The sequence below is a fragment of the Haloferax marinisediminis genome, from assembly GCF_009674585.1.
GTDB lineage: Archaea > Halobacteriota > Halobacteria > Halobacteriales > Haloferacaceae > Haloferax > Haloferax marinisediminis.
Window position 1 is genome coordinate 756,338 of sequence record NZ_WKJP01000001.1, and the last position, 18,685, is coordinate 775,022.

Consider the following 18,685-nt stretch of genomic DNA (forward strand, 5'->3'; position numbering starts at 1 on the left):
TCGATTCGAAACCGCTCTACGACGAGTCCCTCGTTCTCAGTCGTCACCCGACCTTGCACCTGCTTCGAGGCGGTCGTACCGCGACTCGAAGCGTCCCAGACAGGACGAACAGCAGAAGTGGTAGAGAGACCCACCGATACGGGCGCTCTCGCCCTCGCTCGTGACGGTGTTCCCACACTCGGCACACTCCAGTGCGAACCCGGTTCCGTTGACTGTTGGCGTCCACTCGGCGGATTCGACGAGGCTGACCTCGTAGTCTCTGACCTGCGAGAGGTCGACGAGTTCGTTCAACGCTGTGCGCGTCGCGTCGCCGTCGAGTCTGGCGTGAAACGTAACCTCGCCGTCGACCGAGACGAACAGGTGTTCGACCGGGTCCGCAACACGGAGCGTGTCGCGCACCTCGTCGACGAACTCCGGACGAACCGAGAGACGGACGAGGACGGGCGTCCCCCCCGAGAGCGTCGATTGGTCGAGGTCGACCGTAAACCGGCGGATGATTCCTTCTTCGCGGAGGCGGTCAATTCGGTCGGAGACGGCCGGTGCGGAGAGTCCCACGTCGTCGGAGATATCGCTAAATGGACGACGGGCATCTTCGGCGAGGAGTTCGAGGATTTGAAGGTCGGTTTTGTCGAGGTCGCGCATGAGACTCGCTTAGCACTCGGACTGCATAGGTATTTCTGGACAATTGCTTTGGATTCGAAAGCTCAGAAGCCGATTGGGCCGAACGAACGAAAGAGAAACCGACAAAGTGTGGAAGACCGTACCGTCACACGATGAGTACGACTATCACCGTCACTGGGATGACGTGCGAGCACTGTGAAGGCCGCGTCGAGGATGCCCTCGCCGGCGTTTCCGGCGTGACCGACGCCACAGCAGACCGTGAGTCCGACAGCGCCACCGTCGAAGGCGATGCTGACGTCGACACGCTCGTGGCCGCCGTCGAGGACGTCGGCTACGACGCGAGCGCCTGAGTCGGCACCTCTCACCGTTCTTCTCACATTTTCACACCGCTAGTCGCCCTGTTCGACCAGCGGGAGCGACAACACGACTGCGTCGCCAGTGAGAACCGTCTCGGTCGTCTCGGCGACCGTCTCCACACGAACCCTGTCGTCGCCGAGGTCCTCGACGACTGTCGCGGTTACGGTGACCGTCTCGCCCGGACGGACTGGCTTCACGAACTGCAGGTCTTGAGAGAGATAGACGATTTCGCCGGGGAGGTCGGCGAGGGCAGCGCTGACAGCGCCGGCAGTGAGCATCCCGTGTGCGATACGACCGCCGAACATCGATGCTGCGGCGTGGTCTTCGTCGAGGTGGAGCGGACTCGTGTCCCCACTCACCTCGGCGAAGGCGTCGATTCTGTCTGTGGTCACGTCGAGTGTCGCCTGCGTCGTGTCACCGACGGTTGCGAGTGCCATACAAGCGAGTCGGAACGACTGCTCTTCTACACTCGGGTAGCTGCGTCACTGAATCGGAATCCGATACTGCTCTGCTTCGTTCTTGATGTGCGCGAGCGCTTGTTGCATCAAGACCCCGGCGAACGGGCCGATGAGAGACCAGTACAGCCGGAAGCGGCGTCGTGCCTCCGGGTCGGTCGTCGCGGTCCGCGCCTCGTACGAGAGGAGCGTCCGGTCGGTTCCGTAGGGCCGAACCGAGAAGCCGATAGCGAGTTTCGCGTATCCCGGTCGGTCGAACGAGACGAACTCGTCTGGGTCGATGTCGACCCACTCGATGTTCGGCTTCCAGAACTTCCCGACGGCCCCGATGACGAACTCCTCGGCCCCGCGGTCACCGAGGACGACGTACCCAGTCGAATCGACGAGGTCGTCGAGCGAGACTGATGTCGGCATCCCGCTCCATCGTTCACCCTGCATGCGGGCGCGGAGGCGGTCGGGAAGTGCGCGAAGTTCGTTGAGAACGCGGACTGCAGTTCCCATCTGCATGAAGTCGATGTCCAGGACGGCACGGTACGTCTCCGCCGGTGACGCGTCGACGACGACGTGACGAATCTGCGTGACGTCGAACGTCGGGAGGACGTCGTCGATGCGCATCGACTGTTCGAATTCGGTCGCTTCACTGCGATTTGTTCTCTCACTCACGGTATCCCACCTGTGAGAACTACGTGCGCACGTGAGATATACGAGACTGAACGTCTCTCGATTCCTGACGGTCGCGTTCGTCTGGTCGTTGTGTTCTACTCGTCTGGTCGTCGATTTTTGCTCGCTTCCTCGCTCACCTTCTCTCCTCCCGTCTTTTGCTCCACCCGGTCTTCAGGTACAAGAGGCTCGGCGCCTAAGGCCGACTGTGTCCACTCCGAGCGACGACGATTTCCAGACGCCACCACCGACCGAACCGATAGACGACACCCCGACAGTCTCCTGTTCTCGCTGCGGGAACGAGTGGGACCTCGCGTACGAACTCGACGAGTTACAACTCGGAAACCAGTCGGTCGAACAGTTCGCTCTCGACCACCACCGCCACACCGGCCACTTCCCAGACGGCGTCACGCCGTGGGTCGTGAGTTGTCGCCAGTGTCCCGACGGAGAACAGTTCTTATCGGACGGGCCTGCTCGTCGGTGGGCGCGAACGCATGCCAGACACACCCGACACGACGTGGCTATCGAACACGTCGACGAGCAACATATCGTTAGCCACGAGTAACCCACGGAAACTTGCCTCGTCACGCCGAGTGTGACCTCCAGCGTTCGGCGTTGCCGCGCAGCTATTTGCCCGCTGACAGCATAGTAGCTAGTTGATGACGACTGTCGTTCCACAGGCGAGACGATGGTGGTGGGGGTTCGGCCTCGTTCTCGGTGTCGTCGTCCTGTACGTCGGGTGGCCGTTCATCGGAACGCTCTCGTTTGCACTCTTTCTGTACTACTTCGCGCGACCCATCTCGACGTGGGCAGAACGGTACGTCCGGCGGAGCGTCGCGACGGCGATAACTATCGTCCTCGTGTTACTCCCCTTCGTCGTCGTGCTTCTCGTGTTTGCGCTCACGGTGTTGCGACAGCTATCGAGACTCACCGGCGAGGACGTCGCCTTCTTGACGCAATTTATCGAACCGTACATCGACCTCGCAGCAGTCCCACTCACGCCACAGGATGTCGTCGAATCGCTCTCGAACGGCGACTTCTCGGCTACTGTCACGGGGTACTGGTCGCTCGCCTCTGACGTGTTCTCGCTGACGGCGACGGTGTTCATCCACTTGACCGTCGTCCTCGTCGTCGTCTCCCTGTTGCTCAAGTACGACCAGTCGATTGCTGCGTGGGTTCGCTCGAACGTCGCCGACCCGGACTCGACGCGCTACGTCTTCGTCACCGCAGTCGACCGAGAACTCCAGCACGTCTACTTCGGACAGATGCTCACGATTTTCGTGGTGATGCTCCTCTCGTGGCTTCTCTACTCGGTTTTGAACCTCGTGAGCCCAGCAGGGGTATCCATTCCATTTCCGTTGTTGCTCGGCCTCGTGACCGGGGTGGCAACGTTCATCCCCGTTATCGGCCGTGCGTTGGTGTACGTGCCGCTCTCGGTGTATCTCGCCGTCCAAGCGCTCCTCGTCAACCCTGTCTCACTGTGGTTCTCGGTGGCCGTCCTCGCCGCTGGACTGTTCGGACTCGACCCTGTCGTCAGGTACGTCGTCCGGCCCAATCTGACTGGCAGAATGTTCGGTGCGGGCGTGATGCTGCTCGCGTATCTGATGGGTGCGGTCGTGTTCGGGTGGTACGGGGTGTTTCTCGCGCCGTTCCTCCTCGTCGTCGTACTCACGTTCGTGACCACGGTGTTCCCGTCGCTCATCGGACGTGACCCGACGCTGTCTCCACGAGTAGAAGTTACCGACCCCGGACCCGAACCCGAACCCGGACCCGACCCAAGTGAGCGATGAGTTAGGTTCCGATGCCTCTCACACCGGGGCGTTCGCCTGGGTCGGGTGTCGTACGAGTGTTCACGAGAACCGACTGGTCGAGCGGCAACCGCATCTTGGTATCCGTACTCTCCGAGTCCACGACCTCGAACCCGAGGCCGAGATAGACGTGAATCGCTCGGCGATTCTCTTGGGCGACGTGAAGCAGCAACGCATCGTGCCCTGCGGCCGCGGCGTCGGCGATGACGTGTCGACAGAGCTCGGAGCCAATTCCTCGATTGTGACTGTCTTGGTGGACGAAGACGGCCAGTTCGGGTTCGGGACCCTCCCGCGGGACGTACGTGATGTGGCCGACGATACGGTCTCCGTCGACGGCGACGAAGTTGCGTCCGTGGTCGACGAGGCCTGTGAGCCAGTCGGCGATGTAGACGTCACCAACCGGCGGGAGTCCCATCGAGCGGTGTTCACGCGCGTAGTCGCGGTACATCTCGTTGAGGGCGTCCCAGTCGTCCGATTCGTACGGGCGGATGATGAGGCCCTCACCGAATTTGTCGACGAAGCGTGGACAACGTGGCGGACAGTACGGGGTCCCAGTGCAGTTGCTCGGGTCCCAGAAGGTTCCGTCCCCGTCACCTGCAGTGACGTCCATGGAGAGAGATACGCGTGCTGTCCTCTTGACACTGTGCGACCATTCTCGAAAGTTGGTGTGTCCGTCTGTCGTCGGCCATTCGCGGAACTTATGTTCGCGCTCGCTCGCGGTGTGTTCGTGCCTCCCGATTCGGCCGACTCACCGCCCGACCCCGAGGCGGTGGACCGGCGACTCGAAGACGCGTTAGAACGCGTCGCTCACGGGGCCGTCGTCTCGGTCCCCTCCATCGTCTTCGAACGTGGCTTACGACTCGTGTTCACGGCGGTCTTGACCAACAGTTTCGCCGCGAGCACGTACGGTCTGTTCGCCTTAGCGCGGCGACTGCAACGCTATCTCGCACGCGTCACGCTCGGATTCCGAAACGGACTGAGTCGATTCCTCCCAACGACCGACCTCGACGCCGACCGCGACGTCATCGCCACGTTCGCCAGTCTCCTGCTCCTCGCCGTCGCGACGCTCTTCGGCGGTGCGCTGTACCTCGCGACACCTGCCATAGCCGCAGTGGCAGACGAAGGCCCGCTGTTCGAACAACTGCTCCGGGTGTTCGCCCTCGGCCTCCCGGCGAGTGTCTGGTTGTTCACCGTCACCGAGATGCTTCGCGCGTTCGAAGAGGTCGGCCCGCTGAATCTGACGCTTCGACTCGGGTTTCCACTCGCACAACTCGCCGTCGGTCTCGCCGGTGCGTTCGTGTTTCGAGACATGGTGCTCGTCGCCGCCGGCGTGTGGGTCGCGATGGGACTCGTCGGCGTCGTCGCTATCTGGTGGTTAGGGCGGTCACGGGGGCTTCGTCCGCGACTCCGGACGCCGAACACCGCACGACTCTGTCGTCGCTACGTCGACTTCTCGACGCCGTTGTTCTTCGGTGGTATCGCTATCACGACCCAACGCCTCGGGTTCTACCCACTCATCGCGGTCTACCTCTCGGGGACTGCCAGTGGCGTGTTCGCCGTCGGCGTCCTCGTCGGCGAGTTGGTCCGACTCCCCCTCTTGGGTATCAATCAGTTCATCCCGCCGGTCGCCGCGGCACTCTACGAAGAGGGCCACCACACTGCGCTCCGTCGACTGTACCACGTGACGAGTCGCCTCGTCCTCGTCGGTGCCACCGGACTCGCAGTTCCGGTCATCGTCTACCGGCAGTCGATCATGGCTATCTTCGGACCGACGTTCGTGACCTACGCTCCGTTGCTCCCGGGTTTCATCCTCGCACAGTACGTCGCGTCTGCTGCCGGGAGCGTCGGTATCTTGCTGACGATGACGGACAACCAGCGTGCACTGCTCGTGGTCAATACGGCGATTACGGTCGTCCTCGCACTCGTCGCGATTCCGCTCACTGCCACGTTCGGACTTCCGGGACTCGTCGCCAGTTACCTCCTCATGTTGACGCTGAACAACGGATTCGAAGTGCTGGTGCTGTACTACCTCGAAGGATTACAACCGGTGACGCGGGCGCACGCGAAACCGCTCGTCGCGGCGATTCCACTGGCAGTCGTCGCGCTCGGCGTCAAACTGGTGCTCACAGGATACGTGGCTGTCGTCGTCGGAACCGTCACTGGCCTCGTCGCATACGCGGCCGTGATTCGGCTACTGGGGACGACGCCCGTCGAGCGACGGTTGGTCGGCTCTCTCGTCAGTCGCTATCGGACCGCTGTCGGGCGATAACGTTCTTTTCGAGGTTCAGAGGCCCTCATTTTGACTACCGCCGATTCCCAGTTCCATGGATTCGAAAATCGGTCTGGATTTATAACCCTCTCCGGTGCCACGTCTCACATGTGAGGTGAAGGACGATGGCTGCAACCGGACAAGTCGAGATGCTGGGGAACCGCTTGGACTTCGACTACGCCGAAGGAGCAACCGGCTACGTGATGGTGCTCACCCGGCTCATCACGGGCTACTGGTTCCTCCACGCGGGGGTCGGAAAATACCTCGCTGCTGAGCCGTTCAACGCGGCTGGATGGCTCGTGAACGCCACTGGAGGTGCGCCGGCGCCGGTGCACGCCTTCCTGGTCTGGGCGGGCCAGACGCCGTGGATGCTGGAGTTCACGAACTTCATGATTCCGCTGGCCGAGACGCTCATCGGCTTCGGCCTCCTCGTCGGGGCCGCCGTCCGCCTCGCCGCCTTCGGAGGAGCGTTCCTCATGACGTTCTTCTACCTCGGCAACGCGGCGTGGGGCCACGGACTGGTCAACGGTGACCTGTTCGGTCTCATGATGTTCGTCATCGTCGGGACGCTCGCCACGGGCCGTATCCTCGGCCTCGACGCGTACCTCGAACAGACCGAACTCGTCAAGCAACATCCCAAACTGAAATACCTCCTCGGCTGAGGAGGCCACGCTTTCCGCAACCGTTGGTCGCTCGCTAACTCGTCTTTTTCGACACCCTTCGTGGTCGTGGCTCCACTTCAGCAACACGTTTTAGGGTTGCCTAAATTTCGAAAGTGGTTTATTGGATTAGGCATGCCTAAAACTCATGAGCAAAGACGGACGCAGTTCGGACAAGTCGACGCGGCGGTCGGTTCTCAAGGGTGCTGGTGCAATCGCTGCCGGTGGATTACTCGCCGGGTGTACCGGGCAGAGTGGCGCTGAGTCGACGGAGGCGGCGACCACCACCCAGACCGAATCGGAGACGACGACCGCATCCAACACTGCGACCGAGTCTGCCGAAGACGATGGCTCGTACAGCGTCTCGATAGAGCCTGTCGGTGCTGTCGAGTTCGATTCTGCTCCCGAGTCGTGGGTCGCCAACAATGGCAGTTGGGCGGACATGGGCGTCGCGCTCGGGCTCGAACCGCCGAAGGGCGTCTGGCTCACCAGTCGGTACCACACCCAGTATTACGACGATATCCCCGGACTATCGGTCGACAAGAGCGACATGGTCTCGCTCTACCAAGACGGCGTCAGCAAGGAGTTGTTCTACGAACTCGACGCCGACGTGCACGTCATGGACCCGAACTTCCTGATGAACCGCTTCAAGGGATGGGAACAGGCCGACGTCGACGAAGTCGACGAGAACATCGGACCGATATTCGGGAACTGCATCTACGCCCAGCACTACCCGTGGCACGAGGACTACCGCTACTACACGCTCTACGAGGGATTCGAGAAACTCGCGCAGGTCTTCCAGCGCACCGAGCGCTACGAGGCGTTCGTCGGTCTCCACGAGGAGTTCCAATCGAACCTCCAGTCGGTCGTTCCTGCGGAAGGTGACCGCCCCGAGGCGGCCGTCCTCTGGGGCGTCGGCGACGAACCTGAGAAGTTCTACCCCTACATCATCGGTGGCGGAACCGGGTTCAAGCACTTCCGTGACCTCGGCGTGAAAGACGCGCTCGCCGACTCCGACGTGAAGGACTTCCACGGCAGTCGTGCGGCTATCGACATGGAGACGCTCCTCGAAGTCGACCCCGAAGTCCTCATGCTCCGTGGCTACGAGGCGAAGTCCCGCGAGGAGTTCGAGAGCACCGTCGTCGACTTTCTCCAGAACGACGACACTGCGAGCGCACTCACTGCGGTCCAGAACGGCGACGTGTACCGTGCTGGCGGCCTCTATCAGGGACCAATCACGAACTTCGTGCTCACCCAACGGACTGCCGAGGAACTCTACGGCGTCGAGGAGCAACTCTACGACCCAGAACGTGTTGCCGACATCGTCGCTGGTGACATCTGAGCGATGAGCGACACAGGGGAGGTGTCGACAGTCGACGTGGTCGTCGTTGGGGGTGGTCCGTCGGGGTGTGCCGCGGCCGTCTTCACCGCCCGCTACGGTCTGGACACGATCGTCTTCAACCGCGGCAACGCGGCGTTCCGTCGGTGTGCCTATCTGGAGAACTATCTCGGGTTCCCCGCCGGTATCGGTGTCGAGACGTTCACGTCGCTGATGCACGACCACGTCACGGAGGCCGGTGCGGACTACGTCGCCGACATGGTCGAATCGGTCGAACGTGTCGACGACGCCGACGCTGACGTCGATGCCGAGGCTGGCGAATTCGTCGTCCACACGCAGGACGGTCACCGTGTCGTCACCGAGTACGTCGTCGCCGCGGCGTGGTACGACGGCGACTATCTCCGTGGACTGGACGATGACGATGCGATGTTCGAACACCACGACCACCACGGCGAGTCTCACGAACAGTTCGACTCGTCGTATCCGGACGACGACGGCCGAACGCCGGTCGACGGGTTGTACGTCGCCGCCCCGACGGGTGACCGAAACGCGCAGGTCGGAATCGCGGCCGGACAGGGTGCCCACGTCGCTCGCTGTCTCCTCTTCGACCATCGCCGTGAGCAGGGATTCTCCGGTGATATCCTCGCGGCTCACTACGACTGGCTTCGCCCGGACAGCGAATTTCAGGGTGAGTGGGGTGACCGCGACCGCTGGCGTGAGTGGTTCGAGAGGCAGGTCCCCGACGACGCCGACGTCGACGAAGACCACCTCGCCGACCTCCGCGAGACCTACATCGACCGAGCGTTCGAGACGCGACGCAGTGACGACGAGATTGCGGCCGCCGAAAGGCGGGGAGTTCGACGCCTCGTCGAAGTGATTGGAACCGAACGCGTTCTCGACGCCGTTCCAGACGAGACCCTTCGCACCTACCTCGGCGGGCGTGAACGAGAGGAGTCGACAGATGCGAACAGGGAGGCTTCGAGCGATGAGTGAGGCGACCGGCACCTCACGAGAGCGTGCGTCGGTCGTCCGGCGCGTCGTCGACTGGGTCGATAGTTCGCTGGTCGCGCTCTGTCTCGGGAGTACGCTCGTCGTCCTCTTCGGTGGGCTCCTACAGGTGAGCTTCGGGGCGTTCTCCATGAGTATCGCCGAGGCATGGCGAGCCGTGTTCGACCCAGCCGTGGTTTTGAACCCACAGGCGTGGAACGCGTTCTTGCTCGGCGGCGAGATTCCAGAACTGCACAAACAGACCCTCATCGTCTGGAACATCCGACTCCCGCGCGTGTTCGTCGCCATCTTCGTGGGGATGAACCTCGCCGTCTCCGGGGCAATCTTTCAGGCGGTCACGCGGAACGAACTCGCGAGTCCGTTCATCCTCGGCGTCTCGTCGGGGGCTGGTCTCGCGATTCTCCTCACGCTCGTGGTCTTCTCCGGCCTCTCGACGTTCTTGCCGCTCGTCGCCTCGCTCGGTGGGGCAGTCGCGTTCCTCACCGTCTACGCCATCGCGTGGAAGAACGGGACCTCACCGGTTCGACTCGTCCTCGCAGGCGTCATCGTCGGGACGGTGTTCGGGAGTCTTCAGACGGCGTTGTTCTTCTTCGCCGACGACATCGGCGTCGTCCAGAGTGCAATCGCGTGGACGACTGGCTCGCTCACCGGAACCGACTGGGAACAGGTTCGGATGGCGCTCCCGTGGACTGTCGTGGCAATGTTGTTGGCACTCGTCAGTTCGCGCCAGTTGAACCTCCTCCTCTTGGGTGAGAACACGGCGAGTTCGCTCGGCATGAACGTCGAGAAGGTTCGATTCGGCCTCTCCGGTGTCGCAGTCCTCGCTGCGGCAGCGAGCATCGCCGTCGCCGGCATCGTCGGGTTCGTCGGCCTCATCGTCCCGCACATGGTCAGAACCGTCGTCGGCAGTGAGTACAAGAAACTCGTCGTCGGGTGTCTCTTCGCCGGCCCGGCGCTGATGGTCGCCGCCGACGTTGGCGCACGTCTCGCATTGAGTCCGGTCCAGATTCCGGTCGGTATCGTCACCGGGCTACTCGGCGGACCGTACTTCCTCTACTTGATGCGCAAGCAGGACACGATGGGTGATATCTGATGGTCGACGAGCGAACTTCCCCAGCGACCGACCGAGCGAACGCGAGTGAACTCGTCGGTGAGCATCTCGCAATCGGCTACCCGACGACGGACGAACCTGTCGTCGAGTGTGAGAACGTCGTCATCCCTGCTGGAGAGGTGACGGCGCTCGTCGGTCCGAACGGAAGTGGGAAGAGTACGCTGCTGAAGGCGATGGCGAGGCAACACGCTCCCGAGCGAGGGTCCGTCTTACTCGATGGTTCGCAGATTCAATTGTTCGACTCGAAAGAACTCGCGAGACGGGTCGGTCTCCTCTCACAAGAGAACGAGTCGCCTGCCAGTCTCACCGTCGAAGACCTCGTCTCCCACGGTCGGTATCCCCACCGTGGGTTCTTCGACTCCATCACCGACGAGGACCGCGAAGCCATCGACCGTGCCATCGAGTTAGCCGGTGTCGACGACATCCGAACGCAGGACGTTGGCAATCTGAGTGGTGGACAGAAACAACTCGCGTGGATTGCGATGGTTCTCGCACAGGAGACGGACGTGCTGCTCCTCGACGAACCCACTACGTACCTCGATTTACACCATCAACTCCGCGTGATGGAGGTCGTCCGAACCCTCAATCGCGAGGAGGAGATAACCATCGGCATCGTACTCCACGACATCGGGCAGGCGGCACGGTTTGCAGACAACCTCATCGCGATGAAAGACGGGACGCCGTACGACTGGGGCCCACCGCGAGAGGTCGTCACCGAGGAACTGTTGGCCGACGTCTTCCGCGTCGACGCCGACGTGGATAGCGAGAGCCCCACGGGGCCGCACATCGCACCACACCGCGCACTCGACGAGTAGCACGCGACCAGCGACTCGCCACAGTCGGTCTCACTCGACAGCGACGATTTCGATGTCGAAGACGAGCGTCTTGCCAGCGAGTTCGTGATTGAAGTCCACCTCGACAGCGTCCTCACGCACGCTAATCACGTCGCCGTGGAGGCCGTTTTCGGCGTGGACGTGCAGGCCCACTTCGGGTTCTTCTCCGACCATTCCCTCGAACGTCTCGGGGTCGTAGGTCCGGACCCGACGCTCGTCGAACTCGCCGTAGCCCTTCTCCGGGGGCACCGTCACAGTCGCCTCGTCACCGGCGGACATCCCCACGACTGCTTCGTCGAGCCCCGGGATTATCTCGTCGGCGCCGACGACGAACGACTGGGGCACGTAGTCTTCGCGGGCGCGTTCCTGTGCATCGAACAGGCCGTGTTCGACCGCAACCTCGTACCGAGACGTGTTGAAGACGGTTCCGTCCTCGAACCGCCCGATGTACGCGAGCGCGACACGGTCTCCCGACTCGATAGCCATAGCGAAACCTCAGGAGAGGACTCGGATAAATATCGCCATCGACGCGGCGTCTCGGGTCGAACTCACGCCACACTCGATGTGAGTGAGGGTGCGTTCTCGTCGGCCGTCTCGTTCGTCTCGTTCGTCTCGTTCGTCTCGTTCACAGTGTCCCACGACGGTCGACTCACCATCGTCGAATCGAGGTTGCCGTAGGTCCACTCGAACTGCACGGCGTAGGACCCTCCGTCTCCGACGAGCTCGTACGTCACGGTCGCGTCGGTGACGAACCCCTGGTCGTCGACAAATGCGACGAAGTGGTAGTTTTGGACAGGTTCGACGCCGCCAATCGACGGCCGTTGACTCCCCTCGATTCGGTAGTACGTGACCTCGTTCACGCGAACTTTCCCGGTCACGTTCGTCGTGCGCGTATCGAGAAACTGGCGAACGAGCGTTGGGTTCAGGTGCCGCGGTTCGAACTGGACTGGTGGGTCGGCCGTCTTGTCGTCGATTCGGCGTGTCCGGTTGCTCTCATTCTGGTGGTCGATGACGTACCAGTCGCCCCCATTCTGGTGGTCGATGACGTACCAGTCGCTCCCGTCGTAGTTCACCGTCCGTACGTGTGTCCGTTCTCGACCTGCTTCGACGCTCTCGACGATGAGGTAGGTGTCCCCAGACACAGCGACGTCGGTGTCGTACTGGACGCGAGTTGCGTTCGGGTCGGCGTCTCGTGGCCGGTACGTATCCAACCAGAGCGTGTACGAGCGGTTCGAGAGGGTGGCCTCGTGTGCCTCGCTGAGTGCAGTGAGGTTCGTGATTCCGTCACGGGTGACGCCCGGAACCGAGTCGAGGTCACCCTCTGCGAGTGGTTCGAGTTCTCCTCGCCCGACGTTCCCGACGAACGGCGGTGCTGTCGACGCAGACACAGTAGCCGAATCGGTCGACGGTGTCGCGGGTGTCGGTTGTTCGTACGGTTCGACTGTGGGCTGTGCCCCATCTGTCGGCGCCGTCCCACCCACCGGTCCTGCGCGCTGCTGCGTCGGCTGGTCGACTGACGAATCGACGAGGCCGAGCGACACCACCCCACCGCTTACGGCGAGGAGGACGACTGCGAACATGACGACGCGACGGACAGTGGTGGGTCGGACAACGCGGGAAACGCGGCGACTGGTGTGCGCGATGCGCTGGGATACACGTCTCCGAAGCGGTGGGAGTAGTTCGTCTATCGGCGCGTCGAGGTGATAGTCACAGAGGCGGTTCGCCTCCTCGCGGTCGAGGGCGTACAGGAGCATCTCGGCCAGTGCAGTGGAATCGACGTGGCGGGAACCGTGGGTTTCGGCGAGTGCTCGCCCACGACGGTCGTTCCCGAGCGAGACGACGACGTCGACACCGTCGCCACCATCGGTCCGGTACTTCGGTGTGGATACTGCGTGGGTCCACCGCCCACAAACGGGTGCGAGAACAGTCGTGTGACCGTGTCGCGTCGCGACGACGACGCCTTCACCGATTGTGGTTTCGTACCCACGAGCGCGCCACACCGCTGCAACGAATGCGAGACTGCGCTGTGAATCGAGTCGTTCGAGGTGGGAGACGAGGAGTGCCCGCCGTCGACTCGCCGGACCACCGGATATCATAGCTCTTGGTGTGACCAGAATCCCCAACCGTCATAGGTGCTTTTGCGGTCGAACTGACGAGTTCCGGGTGAGTGTCGCACGTTCACGCGAGCGGTCAGACGACCACACTGTAGACGGCTTCGAGTTGGTTCGCGACACCGAGGACGTCGAAGACGATGAGGAGATAGTACAGGCTGACGACGAGCATGACCGCACCCGTCACCCGATTGATGCTGGTGCTGTGGCGAGCGAACCATCGGGTGACCTGCCTACTGTACCGTTCTGAGACTAGCGAGAACGCGAGTAACGGCGCTCCGATACCCAGCCCGAACGCGAAGAACCCGAGGATGCTCTCTGCTGCCGTGTCGAACAGGACTGGAACGCGGGCGAAGAACAGCGCGATGAACCCCGGGTTGCACGGCAGGACGATGGCACCGAAGAAGAACCCGTAAGAGAACGCGGAGAGCGCCGGATGTCGTGTCTCTGGAGGGTCGATAGTCGGGATGCGAGCGAATAGCTTCGCGTCCGCGAGGAGCGCGAGGCTCACGACGAACAGGATGCCGAACGCGACTGGCGAGACGATTTCGACGACTGCAGTGAGCGAGATCTCGAGGAAGAGCGAGAAGACGACTCCCACGACGAGCATGAACGAGACGGCGCCGAGCGTGACCAGCAGACCGAGGGCGGCAATCGGGAGGCCACCGTCACCGTCGCCGTGTGAACTCTGTCGGGCGAGATACGCGAGAAAACCGGGATACAAAGGCAATGCACACGCCGCGGTCAGTGGTGTGCCGACGCCGAGGAGGAAGAGTTCGAACAGTTGTAGCCCGAAGTTCATCGACACTCGTCGACTTGTGCACGGAGATACTCCGTCGACTTGAACCCGTTTTTGATTCGGGTTGCGGTGCCGTCGGGGCAGACTCGGAGCATCGGAACGGTGGGTGCGCTGGCCATCGACGACCCGAACTCGTCGGTGAGGCTCTTGGTCACCGGTTCCGGGGAGACTGCGTATCGCCAGTCGAAGCCGTGACGCTCGGCGTGTTCGCGGACCTTCTGTGCGTCTTCGTTCGGGTCGATGTCGAGGGCGACGGTCAGAACGTCGTCACCGACGGCCTCGTGGAAATTTATCATCTCCTTTTGCTGACTCAGGCAGTTCGAACACCACACTGCGAACGTCTCAACAAGGACGGGCCGGTCGACGAGTTCTTCGATGGTGAACGTCTCTCCCGTCAGTACGTCGGCGAGTTCGGTGGTGTACCACACGCGGTCGCCACCCGACCCGCCGGTGTCGCCTGAACTGTCGCCGCCGGAGGCCGCGCCGCCAGTCGCCCCGCCTCCACCACCGAGGCATCCAGCGAGGCCGACACTGCCGACGCCAGCGAGACGGAGGAAATTCCGCCGGGTCCATTCGCTTCGCTCACTTCCCCGACGACTTCCCACTCGCTCGTGGGAATCCCGTCGGGTCCGTCCGGCCGTCGGTCCCACTCCTCCGACGACTCCCCGCTCGTTTCCTTCACGGGACCCCCCGCGGGGCGGTGTATTAGTCATTACATTGTAAGAAGCCCATCGAAGCTTAACTCGGCCGCGGTTGGACGGAGTAAACGCACAACCGATGCTGGCCGGGTGATTCTCACGAACATCGGCGGACGCGTCCTCGCTTCAATCACTCGGTCGGACGTGTCTCGCCTGCTGTGAAGGTAACCGAAGTTCGTCCAGTCCAGGAAGGTGTTCGATGTTGTAGACGACTTTGACCTCGTCCGTCGTCGGGACACTGATACAGGAGAGTCTGATGCCGTAGTCCATCATCTCCGACGAGAGGATGTGGTTCGCGGGCATCTCCATGTCGCCTTCGACGACGGCGACGGCGCAGTTCGCACACGCACCCCCACGGCACGCGTACGGCCAGTTGTGCCCGTCTTCTTCGGCCGCTTTGAGGAGACACGTTCGAGGTTCGACGACGACTGTTCCGTACGAGGCGGTGTCGAGTCCGGCGTCCGCTGCCTTCTCGAACAAATCCTCGTCGGTCAGTTGCCAAGAGTTGTCGTCGAGAACGTCGTAATCGAGATACTCGACACGAGTCCCCTCCTGTCGGGGCTTCGGTTCGGGGTCGGTGTCACCACCGGAGTAACCCGGCCGTTCCACGTCGCGCGCACGGTCTCCGTCTCGGTCTCCGAGTGAGTAGCCTGTTCGAATCTCTTCGTACGCCTCACGAACCAGTTGGAACTCGTCTGCAGACCCGCCGTGGTCGGGATGTGCTTCTTTCACCCGTTGGCGGTACGCTTGGATGACGTCCGCTTCGTCTGCATCCGGGTCGATTTGGAGGATATCGAACGGGGTGTCCACACCCGGGCTAGTAGGAAGTAGAGAGCATAAATCCACGGCTACTGGAGGTCTTCGAGTGAACTACTGCCGGAGGGTTCGTGAGCCGCCGCGGGATGGCAAGAAGAGACAGACACAGGCCGCAAGCACGTTCGCTGTGGTCTGGTGGAGTAGCGGAGACGCGGCGGTTCGGCCACTCGTTGCTATTCTTCGTCGTTTTCTCTACTCCTCGTCGTCTTCTGTGTCCGAGTGTTCCGCTTCGGTTTCGTCCCTCGTCTCCAGAATATCGTCTTCCGAATCGAACTCTTCGCGGTCTTCCCCGAATTCGACGGCAAAGACCGTCCGGAGAACGACCACGAGGTTGTTCTTCGTCCCACGACCCCAGATTGCAACCTCGACGGTTTCGGTATCACTGATTGGTCGGTCGACGCTGACGAGCGTGACCTCGTCGTCGACGAGTAAGAGCCGAGAGATGTGTGACCCAGACCACGACCAGAGTGTTTCGACGACGTTGGAGTCGACGGTATCGGTGTCCCTGACCTCGTCTGTGACGCCGGCGAGGTGGATGTCTACACCTCGTTCTTCTGCGCTGGTCAGCGCATCGGTGATGTCCTCGGTCAGCAACGTCTCGTCGCTCATCAACACGACCTCTGCGTTCGCGTCGTCGACGAACTCGGTGATTCGTCGGTCGATGTTCTCTCTCCCGGTGACTGTCCAGACGCCAATCTGTTCGGTCATCGACTCGGTGGGATTCAGTCGCTCCAGCGACACCGAGAGTTCCTCCGTGAGGTCTTCGTACTTCACGGCGAACTTCCGAATCGTCGTCTCGCGAGAGACGGGAATGAACTCCTTCGGTGTACCGTACCGAATATCGACGAGCCCCATCTCGTGGAGGGATTCGACCGCGTCGTACACCCGTGAGCGGGGGACTTCGACGACGTCGCTCACCTCCCGTGCGCTTCCCCTTCCCAACCGGAGAAGCCCGACGAACGTCCGTGCCTCGTAATCGGTCAACGAGAGGCTCGTCAAGAGCTCTATCGCTCTATCTTCTGTCCGCTCACGGTCGAACGACACCATGCGAAACCTACGCAGTGTCGAATATTCAATGTGTTCTCACCGACGGGTTGACACCCGTCGTCAACATCGGGTCCACGTCTCGACAATCTACTCGTTGTTATCGAATACATGCTGTTGTTTCAATCGAACTCTTACTACCCGCTTATTTGCTCGAAGTTCGTTGACTGTTCTATGAGCACGAAAGGGTCTCCCAAGAGTTTCCACGTCTCTACCGACGAGGTATTCGAACTCCTCGGTGAGAAGCGTCGACGGGACCTCCTCACTGTGCTCTGTTCTCAAACTAGCCCGGTCACGCTTTTCGCCCTCGCAAGTGAACTCTCACGGTGCGACGAGGATAACGATGGTCTCGTCGACGAAGAGATCGTGGTGATGCTGCACCACGTCGACCTTCCGAAACTCGACGATGCAGATTTGCTCACGTACGACAACTCGCTTCAACTCGTGATGTTCGACTCCTTGGCAGCAGGCGTTGGTTCAGCGGTCGAGGAAATCGAATCGGCGCTTCGGCCAGTGCGTGACGCCATCTAGTTCAGTTACGTTGTCGGTGGTCGACCGCATTTGACGCGCCTCTGTTCGTCGGTGGGGTCTGTGTGTCCCAACAACAATCTTGATGATTAATTAGCACGAACTAGTGGGCGGTGTATTCGAATGAAGACGACACAAGAGGTGCTCGACCGGCACCTCGCTTTGTTTGGTGAAGGGGATATGGATGGGATACTGGCCGATTACGACGATTCGTCGATTATCATCACACCCGAACGGACGTATCGTGGCCTCGACGAGATACCATGGTTCTTCGAGGGATTGTTCGCTGATTTCGGGCAAGAAGGTGCCGTCGCGAACATCGACCTCCAGAAAGTCGAAGGCGACATCGCCTACATCACCTGGTCCGGTGAGACGCCAGACAAGGTCTACGAGTTCTGTACAGACACGTTCGTCGTCCAAGACGGCGTCATCACGACCCAGACGTACGGAGGAAAAATCGAATCCAAGTAGGTCGAACCCACAGAACCGTGGACACGACTGGCCGACGTAGTTGCGACCAGTCTCTTCGCTTCGACAGAGCCGAGTCAACTAGATAGACCGATATTTCGAGACGCTGAGCAGCGTCGATTCTCCGGATACAGAGCGTCCGGCACCAATCTATATCTCCCTCGAAGGTGTCTAGAATGATATCAATTGGAGACCTGAAACGAAATGAGAGAGCTCCTGACGATGTGGCGGGACGTTCGCATGGTCGTGCTCACGGTGGTCATCGCAGCGGTGTATATGGCCGCGCTCATCCCGTTCAAGGGATTCGTCATCGTCCCCGGGTTCACCGAAGTTCGACCGGCGAACGTCCTCCCGGTCGCACTGGGCTTGCTGTTCGGACCGGCGACTGCGTGGGGGGCGGCGTTCGGAAATCTATTCAGCGACGCGTTTGGAGGGACGCTCACTGTCGGTAGCGTGTTCGGGTTCGTCGGAAACTTCTTCAGTGGCTTCGTGGCGTACAAACTCTGGGGGCACCTGGGTCGACTCTCGTCCCACGAGAAACCCAACATGCGGTCGCTCCCGCAACTCGTCGAGTTCGTCGTTATCTCGTTCGTGTCGGCAGCGGGCACTGCAGCAATCATCGCGTGGGGGGTCGACCTCCTGGGACTGTTTCCGTTCTCTGTGTTCGCGCTCATCATCTCGGTCAACAATTTCCTCGCCGCTGCAGTCATCGGTCCACCAATCCTGTATCTGCTGTACCCCCGAATCGAGGAAGCTGGGCTTCTCTACACAGAGATTATGGACGAGACGCTCATGCCGGACGTTCCTGCGCAGCGCCGGGATGTCGCGGCCATGGGGCTCGCGGGAGTCTGTACCGTCTGGCTGGTCGGCGGTATCGTCATCGGTGTCGCTGTCGTGGGCGTTCCCTTCGGCATCCCGGACGCTGGCATCCAGCTGGGGACTGGTGGCTCGATGCTCCAAGCGGTGTTCGGTGCGGTCGCGTTTATCCTCCTCCTCGGGTTCAGTGCCTTCGCAGGAGGATGGCAACCGGGGAACTCAGCCACAGGCGACCCACCGCCTACGGGTCGAAGCGACTGACCGATGCCGAACACCTGAACTCCG

Annotated in this window: 22 protein-coding genes; 12 read left to right on the forward strand and 10 right to left on the reverse strand. The window is 61.5% G+C overall.

Annotated features, from left to right (window positions below; all coding sequences use genetic code 11):
- Window positions 1-36: 36 nt before the first annotated feature.
- On the reverse strand, window positions 37-642 hold the full coding sequence (locus GJR98_RS03890) for an AsnC family transcriptional regulator (protein WP_151135649.1): 606 nt from the start codon (window positions 640-642) through the stop codon (window positions 37-39).
- 131 nt (window positions 643-773) lie between these two features.
- Between GJR98_RS03890 and GJR98_RS03895 the strand changes: the two genes are divergently transcribed.
- Window positions 774-971, forward strand: coding sequence for a heavy-metal-associated domain-containing protein (locus GJR98_RS03895; protein WP_151135651.1), 198 nt, complete (start codon window positions 774-776; stop codon window positions 969-971).
- A 39-nt stretch (window positions 972-1,010) separates the two neighbouring features.
- Here GJR98_RS03895 and GJR98_RS03900 read toward each other — a convergent pair whose 3' ends face one another.
- Together GJR98_RS03900 and GJR98_RS03905 are read right to left on the reverse strand one after the other, a co-directional pair.
- Window positions 1,011-1,415, reverse strand: a complete 405-nt coding sequence (locus tag GJR98_RS03900; protein ID WP_151135653.1) for a MaoC/PaaZ C-terminal domain-containing protein — start codon at window positions 1,413-1,415, stop codon at window positions 1,011-1,013.
- Between the two features lie 45 nt (window positions 1,416-1,460).
- Window positions 1,461-2,096 (reverse strand): hypothetical protein, encoded by a 636-nt coding sequence (locus GJR98_RS03905; RefSeq protein WP_225316359.1) that lies wholly within the window; start codon window positions 2,094-2,096, stop codon window positions 1,461-1,463.
- A gap of 205 nt (window positions 2,097-2,301) precedes the next feature.
- Here GJR98_RS03905 and GJR98_RS03910 point away from each other — a divergent pair, with 205 nt between their 5' ends.
- Both GJR98_RS03910 and GJR98_RS03915 read left to right on the forward strand, forming a co-directional pair.
- Entirely contained in the window at window positions 2,302-2,658 is a 357-nt protein-coding gene (locus tag GJR98_RS03910; protein WP_151135655.1) for a hypothetical protein, read from the forward strand.
- Window positions 2,659-2,752: 94 nt separating this feature from the next.
- Window positions 2,753-3,883: an AI-2E family transporter gene (locus tag GJR98_RS03915; RefSeq protein ID WP_151135657.1), complete on the forward strand. Its 1,131-nt coding sequence runs from the start codon at window positions 2,753-2,755 to the stop codon at window positions 3,881-3,883.
- Window position 3,884: 1 nt separating this feature from the next.
- On the opposite strand, the gene GJR98_RS03920 is transcribed toward GJR98_RS03915, so the two are convergent.
- Window positions 3,885-4,511 carry a GNAT family N-acetyltransferase gene (locus GJR98_RS03920; protein WP_151135659.1) on the reverse strand — a complete coding sequence of 209 codons (627 nt, stop codon included), beginning with the start codon at window positions 4,509-4,511 and terminating at the stop codon, window positions 3,885-3,887.
- Window positions 4,512-4,628: 117 nt separating this feature from the next.
- On the opposite strand from GJR98_RS03920, the gene GJR98_RS03925 reads away from it, so the two are divergent.
- The 6 genes from GJR98_RS03925 to GJR98_RS03950 all read left to right on the forward strand — a co-directional run bounded on the left by GJR98_RS03925 (window position 4,629) and on the right by GJR98_RS03950 (window position 11,102).
- Window positions 4,629-6,170 carry a lipopolysaccharide biosynthesis protein gene (locus tag GJR98_RS03925; RefSeq protein ID WP_151135661.1) on the forward strand — a complete coding sequence of 514 codons (1,542 nt, stop codon included), beginning with the start codon at window positions 4,629-4,631 and terminating at the stop codon, window positions 6,168-6,170.
- 125 nt (window positions 6,171-6,295) lie between these two features.
- Entirely contained in the window at window positions 6,296-6,832 is a 537-nt protein-coding gene (locus tag GJR98_RS03930) for a quinol oxidase (RefSeq protein WP_151135663.1), read from the forward strand.
- 145 nt (window positions 6,833-6,977) lie between these two features.
- A complete protein-coding gene (locus GJR98_RS03935; RefSeq protein ID WP_151135665.1) occupies window positions 6,978-8,171 on the forward strand; it encodes an ABC transporter substrate-binding protein in 1,194 nt (397 codons plus the stop codon).
- A 3-nt stretch (window positions 8,172-8,174) separates the two neighbouring features.
- Window positions 8,175-9,161: an FAD-dependent oxidoreductase gene (locus GJR98_RS03940; protein WP_151135667.1), complete on the forward strand. Its 987-nt coding sequence runs from the start codon at window positions 8,175-8,177 to the stop codon at window positions 9,159-9,161.
- Entirely contained in the window at window positions 9,154-10,269 is a 1,116-nt protein-coding gene (locus GJR98_RS03945; protein ID WP_151135669.1) for a FecCD family ABC transporter permease, read from the forward strand. The genes GJR98_RS03940 and GJR98_RS03945 overlap by 8 nt, the downstream gene beginning before the upstream one ends.
- Window positions 10,269-11,102, forward strand: coding sequence for an ABC transporter ATP-binding protein (locus GJR98_RS03950; protein ID WP_151135671.1), 834 nt, complete (start codon window positions 10,269-10,271; stop codon window positions 11,100-11,102). Before GJR98_RS03945 ends, GJR98_RS03950 begins: the two co-directional genes overlap by 1 nt.
- Window positions 11,103-11,132: 30 nt before the next feature.
- Here GJR98_RS03950 and GJR98_RS03955 read toward each other — a convergent pair whose 3' ends face one another.
- The 6 genes from GJR98_RS03955 to GJR98_RS03980 form a co-directional block, all read right to left on the reverse strand.
- Window positions 11,133-11,606 (reverse strand): FKBP-type peptidyl-prolyl cis-trans isomerase, encoded by a 474-nt coding sequence (locus GJR98_RS03955; RefSeq protein ID WP_151135673.1) that lies wholly within the window; start codon window positions 11,604-11,606, stop codon window positions 11,133-11,135.
- Window positions 11,607-11,668: 62 nt separating this feature from the next.
- Complete coding sequence (locus GJR98_RS03960) at window positions 11,669-13,216, reverse strand: hypothetical protein (protein ID WP_151135675.1); 1,548 nt, start codon at window positions 13,214-13,216, stop codon at window positions 11,669-11,671.
- Between the two features lie 94 nt (window positions 13,217-13,310).
- A complete protein-coding gene (locus tag GJR98_RS03965) occupies window positions 13,311-14,033 on the reverse strand; it encodes a cytochrome c biogenesis protein CcdA (protein WP_151135677.1) in 723 nt (240 codons plus the stop codon).
- Window positions 14,030-14,743 carry a TlpA family protein disulfide reductase gene (locus tag GJR98_RS03970; protein ID WP_225316360.1) on the reverse strand — a complete coding sequence of 238 codons (714 nt, stop codon included), beginning with the start codon at window positions 14,741-14,743 and terminating at the stop codon, window positions 14,030-14,032. The genes GJR98_RS03965 and GJR98_RS03970 overlap by 4 nt, the downstream gene beginning before the upstream one ends.
- Before the next feature lie 111 nt (window positions 14,744-14,854).
- A complete protein-coding gene (fer, locus tag GJR98_RS17910; RefSeq protein WP_151135679.1) occupies window positions 14,855-15,538 on the reverse strand; it encodes a ferredoxin Fer in 684 nt (227 codons plus the stop codon).
- Between the two features lie 198 nt (window positions 15,539-15,736).
- Entirely contained in the window at window positions 15,737-16,591 is an 855-nt protein-coding gene (locus GJR98_RS03980; RefSeq protein ID WP_151135681.1) for a TrmB family transcriptional regulator, read from the reverse strand.
- Between the two features lie 171 nt (window positions 16,592-16,762).
- Between GJR98_RS03980 and GJR98_RS03985 the strand changes: the two genes are divergently transcribed.
- The 3 genes from GJR98_RS03985 to GJR98_RS03995 all read left to right on the forward strand — a co-directional run bounded on the left by GJR98_RS03985 (window position 16,763) and on the right by GJR98_RS03995 (window position 18,661).
- Entirely contained in the window at window positions 16,763-17,119 is a 357-nt protein-coding gene (locus tag GJR98_RS03985) for a DUF7344 domain-containing protein (RefSeq protein ID WP_151135683.1), read from the forward strand.
- Between the two features lie 120 nt (window positions 17,120-17,239).
- Entirely contained in the window at window positions 17,240-17,587 is a 348-nt protein-coding gene (locus tag GJR98_RS03990; RefSeq protein ID WP_151135685.1) for a nuclear transport factor 2 family protein, read from the forward strand.
- A 237-nt stretch (window positions 17,588-17,824) separates the two neighbouring features.
- A complete protein-coding gene (locus GJR98_RS03995) occupies window positions 17,825-18,661 on the forward strand; it encodes a QueT transporter family protein (RefSeq protein WP_154269694.1) in 837 nt (278 codons plus the stop codon).
- The last annotated feature ends 24 nt before the right edge of the window (window positions 18,662-18,685 follow it).